Below are 4,337 nucleotides of genomic sequence, written 5' to 3' on the forward strand. Positions count from 1 at the left end.
CAGGTAGGTGAGGTTGGCGTCGCGGATCTCGGAGGTCAGTTGGTCGTCGTTCATGGGGGGCTCCTGATGCAATGCGTTGAATTGGGGGGTGATTGCCAGCTATTTGCTTTGCTTTTCACCATGAAGCCAATTCTGAACGCGAGGTTCAGGAACTTGAATCCGCATTTGCCTGATCAGGCTGTCAGCATTCGGCGGGTGGCTTGTAAGGGAAACTCTTACAAGAATTCAGGCAGACCGAAGAAATAGCGGTGAAATACAAGCCTTTTAGGCCTCTAGCCCCCGTTCAATAAGCGTGGGCAGCTATTTAATTAATAGCGTCCCGAATTTTGAGTAAGCTGAAAACACCGACAAGTTGGTGGTTCAGCGAAAAACTTTCGCGCCAGAGCGTGGTTTTTTTTGAGGTTTACTTTTCAGGTCATACGCCGTGGTGCTGAAAGATTGCCGTTGCGTCAGCAAATCCGGTGCATCAACAAAGGCGGCAATTTCAGTGATGTCCCGCTCAGTCACCCCCAGCGACTGAAAGTGCGCCTGCCAGTCATTGACCACGGCAATAATTTTGGCCACCTCATTGGCGGCCTTCAAGGACGATAGGTCGAAGTCAATCGCAACAGTCATGGCTTCAGCAAGGCTGGGCTCGCGACTGAGGTCAGAGATCATGAACTGGTGCTCAAGCGCACCTGAACCCGTGGTCACGATGTCATAACCGGGGCTGAGCGTTAGCGTCATGGTTCGACCATGGATGTAACACAGCAAGGCGTGATTTTTCTCGTGATCGTCGGTGTTGGCGATCAGGATGTTAAAAATCATCCTGCGAAAAAGCTCGTGCAACTGTGACGCCAGCGTTCTCGGGTCGGCGGAGCGCCGCAGAGCGCGGGCCAGTTGCGGGTAACCAAACTCTGGTTCCATGCCCTCTGGCACCTCGGAGCGCAAGAGGGTGCAGGCCGAAATGCTGTGAATGCGCATGCCCTTTTGGCGGTCAAAGCGTTTGATGGCGACGGCGTGCTCACCTTTGAGCCGGATGGGACGCGTTTGTGCAACCTCGATGCCCGCTTTGTGTGCCAGCGTCATGGTGGCGTGCTCGACCAAAGGAAGGTCAAAAGGTTCGCCATTGAAAAATTTAAGCACCCATTCCTCGCCATCGATGCTGATGGCTGCTTTGGGCTTGGCGCCGCCCAGGCTACCACTTGCGCCCACGAGCGCCCGTTGCTGCGCCTGCAGTTCTCCTACGCCCGATTCAATGATTTGAATGGCTTCGTTGAGATCGCTTGCATCCTCAAGGCGTGGCAATGGGCGCGCCATGAACGGCGTGTACGCGCTTTGCGAGTCGGATACGCCCAAGGCGCCAAAACGCTCGTCACCCGCGAAGTAAAGACTGTCGAACACCGTTGCGCCCGGTTTGTACAAATACCGGATCACCTTTTCTCCCCAGCGGTCGGGTCGCGCATCATCCAGCGCACCGGGCGCGCCGGGTTGCCGGCCGGTGTGGTGCACGGGCGTCCATGTTGGGGTGTCGAGTGGCATGTCATCACTCAGGGCAAACCCCGTTGCGATCCATTTGGGGTCGTAAACGAGGCCGACGTCGCCATTGGTTTGTCGGACAACCTCGCCAACAAGTCTGGGGGTTTTGGGGTCGCTCAGCAGCCAGGCAAAAAGTCGATCTGGCGTTGCTTGGGGCGCAATTTTGGTGGCCATGACGTGCTTTACAAATTGTCAGGACGGGGTTTGGCGGGTGCCCGGTTTTTCTGCGACGCCTTGGCGCGTGCTTTGCCAAGGTCGATGGCTTCCTGGATATTCATTTCTAACGCGCCTTTGTCATGCTCGGGGGACGCTATTTGAGCCAACTCGCCATCACGGCCAATGAGCCACAGGGCCGTGGCATAAATTCCCATGGAAACCGACGGGTCGCCAGATTCGAGTCGTGTGAGCGTCGGAATTGAAATGCCAATGCGTTTGGCGCGCGTTGCCAGAGATTCCTTGCGCCGAACGCGGGCAACCGCCAGATGGGAGCCCAAGGTTTCAAGAGCGCGCAAGGTTTGCGGCGGAATTTTGGTGAGGGCGATAGGCTGCTTTGGCATAATTTATAAAATAGAGTTTATCTTTTTACGATATTTTGTAAACATCTATATTTATATTTAGTAAGTCTTTCACGAAAACCAAAGCGGATCATCGGCTGCCATTGACGCAATCTAAATTAACGACTCGAACTCAAAACCAACAATATTGCGGCTGGCCTTGCTGAACTCCACGCCAATCAGGTGAATCGGCTCGCCGCGTGCGCGGTACTTGTCGGCGTAACCCTTGTCCTTGATTTTCTGTAAGGCGCGGCCTTCGGGTGTGAGCTCCACCACCTTGAACTCAAACAGAAAAACCTGCCCCTCAAACAGCACCGCCATGTCGATGCGGCCTTTGTTGGTGGTGTCTTCGAGACGAATATCTAGCCCCAGTGCGGCAAAGTAGCTGTAAAAAATGCTGGCGTAGTAACCCTCGAAGTTGGCCAGCTCTTTCTTGCGGTACCAGTCGTTGGGAATGGTGGCGAAAAAGGCGTGGAAAAGGTCTTTGAGGGCAGGTAAATTTGTGCTCTTGAGCAAGTCGATGAGCTTTAGGCGGGTTTCAAACGAGCTGCGCTCCGGCGCCCCGAAGCCTCCAAGCAAGGCGGCATTCAGGCTCGACTCGACTTCGCGGTTGGGGTAGCCCAAGGTGTAAACCCACTGGCCCGGCAGCGGCTGGCTGCTTTGATGCACAGTGAGGTAACCCGCCTGGAACAGCAAGGCTTCCGGCTCAATCTGGTCCACGTCAAAGGCAGACAAGAGCGTCAAGCTACTTTGCAGGCGCGCCAGATCAGGTGAGAAAAATTGACGTTCCGACAATAATTTGACCAAAAAAGTGGGCGTGCCGGTCTCAAACCAATAAGGTCGAAACTCGCGGCTGCGAAACAGCAATAACAAATCAAACGGGTTGTAAACGCTGGCGCCCAGCCAGTTGTAGCCGTTGTACCACTGGCGAATCTGTTCGCGGTCCAGGCCAGGCAGCTCTGGGGCAAACACCGTGTCCACATCCGCATCGGTGTAGCCGCACAGTGCGCTGAAGCGGGCGTCCAGCGTGATGTCGGTCAGGTTATTCAGCCCTGAGAACAGGCTGACTTTGCTGAATTTGGAAACACCGGTTAAAAGCGCAAACTTCAAATGCTCATCAGAGCCCTTGAGCACCGAGTACAGGTTCTTCAAGCCTTCACGCATCTCCAGCGCCACCGCTGAATTGGTGATGTTGTCCAGAATTGGCTTGTCGTATTCGTCGATCAGCACGACGGCGCGCTGGCCGGTTTTGCGGTGCGCTTGGCGAATCAGGTCGCTAAAGTTACCCGCAATGTCGCGCTCCGGCAGGCCGGGGGGTAGCTGCAGCCCGAGTGCTTCACGGTTGAGGCGCAGGATGTCCAGGATTCGCTGATCCAACTCCGCCCGGTTTTGCAACACGCCATCCGAAAAACTGACCCGAATGACCGGGTGTTTCTTGGTCCAGTCCCAGCGCGTTTCAGCAGCTAAGCCGGTAAACAGTGCTTGATGCCCTTCAAACAAATCCTTCAGCGTGTCAAGCAGCAGGCTCTTGCCAAAGCGCCGTGGGCGGCTCAAAAAATAGTATTTGCCTTGCTCAATCAGGTCAACCGCAAACCCTGTTTTGTCCACGTAGTAATAACCTTCCTCAATGATTTCGCGGAAGGTCTGAATACCAATCGGCAGCTTGCGCCGCGCCAGCGGGGGGCGGGTGGTTTGAATAGCGTCCATCGGGCCATTTTAGGAGGGTCTTGCCGCCAGTGCCTGCGCACACGCAACTGGTTGAATCTGCGGTCAAATAGGCCTATAGCCCCGTATCTATTGCGAAAGGCGCTATAAAAATAATAGTAATAATGAAGAAGCCAGCAGTGTGGCGGATTTTCAACGCGGGCGTTACAAAACCACCAGACCCGCGGCCAGCGCCGCTACCTTGAGTTGTTCATCTTGAGTCGCTATCGGCAGCCCATGGCGCATGGCCAGTTCAAGATAGGCCGCATCGTAGCTGCTGAGCTTGAAGCGCATCGCTAATTCAAACAACTGCCGTTGCCCAGGCGCCGTGCGCGTATCCACCTCAATCGGGAGCGAACTCAGGGTGTCCAATATCTGCAGGGCAGCGTCCGGACTTAGTTTGCCGCGTGTACAGGCGGTTTTGAGCACGTTGGCGAGTTCCAGTTGCCACAGGTGTGGCACCAAAGCTTTCTCAGTTTCAAGTCGGGCAGCAATCGCCTGCGTGTAAGGCGTGGCTTGGTCAGTTAAATACCAACCCGTGACCACCGAGTTGTCTAGCAC

5 protein-coding genes are annotated in these 4,337 nt (G+C 55.1%); 1 reads left to right on the forward strand and 4 read right to left on the reverse strand.

The features are described 5' to 3' along the window. On the forward strand, positions 1-246 hold a 246-nt coding region (locus tag WCG50_RS17705; protein WP_336900916.1), incomplete at its 5' end, for a hypothetical protein. 114 nt (positions 247-360) lie between these two features. Here WCG50_RS17705 and WCG50_RS17710 read toward each other — a convergent pair. The 4 genes from WCG50_RS17710 to WCG50_RS17725 all read right to left on the reverse strand — a co-directional run. Then, positions 361-1,692 carry a type II toxin-antitoxin system HipA family toxin gene (locus WCG50_RS17710; protein ID WP_336900917.1) on the reverse strand — a complete coding sequence of 444 codons (1,332 nt, stop codon included), beginning with the start codon at positions 1,690-1,692 and terminating at the stop codon, positions 361-363. 8 nt (positions 1,693-1,700) lie between these two features. After that, positions 1,701-2,075, reverse strand: coding sequence for a helix-turn-helix transcriptional regulator (locus WCG50_RS17715; RefSeq protein ID WP_336900918.1), 375 nt, complete (start codon positions 2,073-2,075; stop codon positions 1,701-1,703). Positions 2,076-2,186: 111 nt separating this feature from the next. Continuing rightward, positions 2,187-3,779: an ATP-binding protein gene (locus tag WCG50_RS17720; RefSeq protein WP_336900919.1), complete on the reverse strand. Its 1,593-nt coding sequence runs from the start codon at positions 3,777-3,779 to the stop codon at positions 2,187-2,189. Between the two features lie 162 nt (positions 3,780-3,941). Next, the coding region (locus WCG50_RS17725; RefSeq protein WP_336900920.1) for a type II toxin-antitoxin system VapC family toxin at positions 3,942-4,337 on the reverse strand (396 nt) is incomplete at its 5' end.

Origin of the sequence: Rhodoferax sp., from assembly GCF_037143375.1 — a bacterium.
Lineage (GTDB): Bacteria > Pseudomonadota > Gammaproteobacteria > Burkholderiales > Burkholderiaceae_C > Rhodoferax.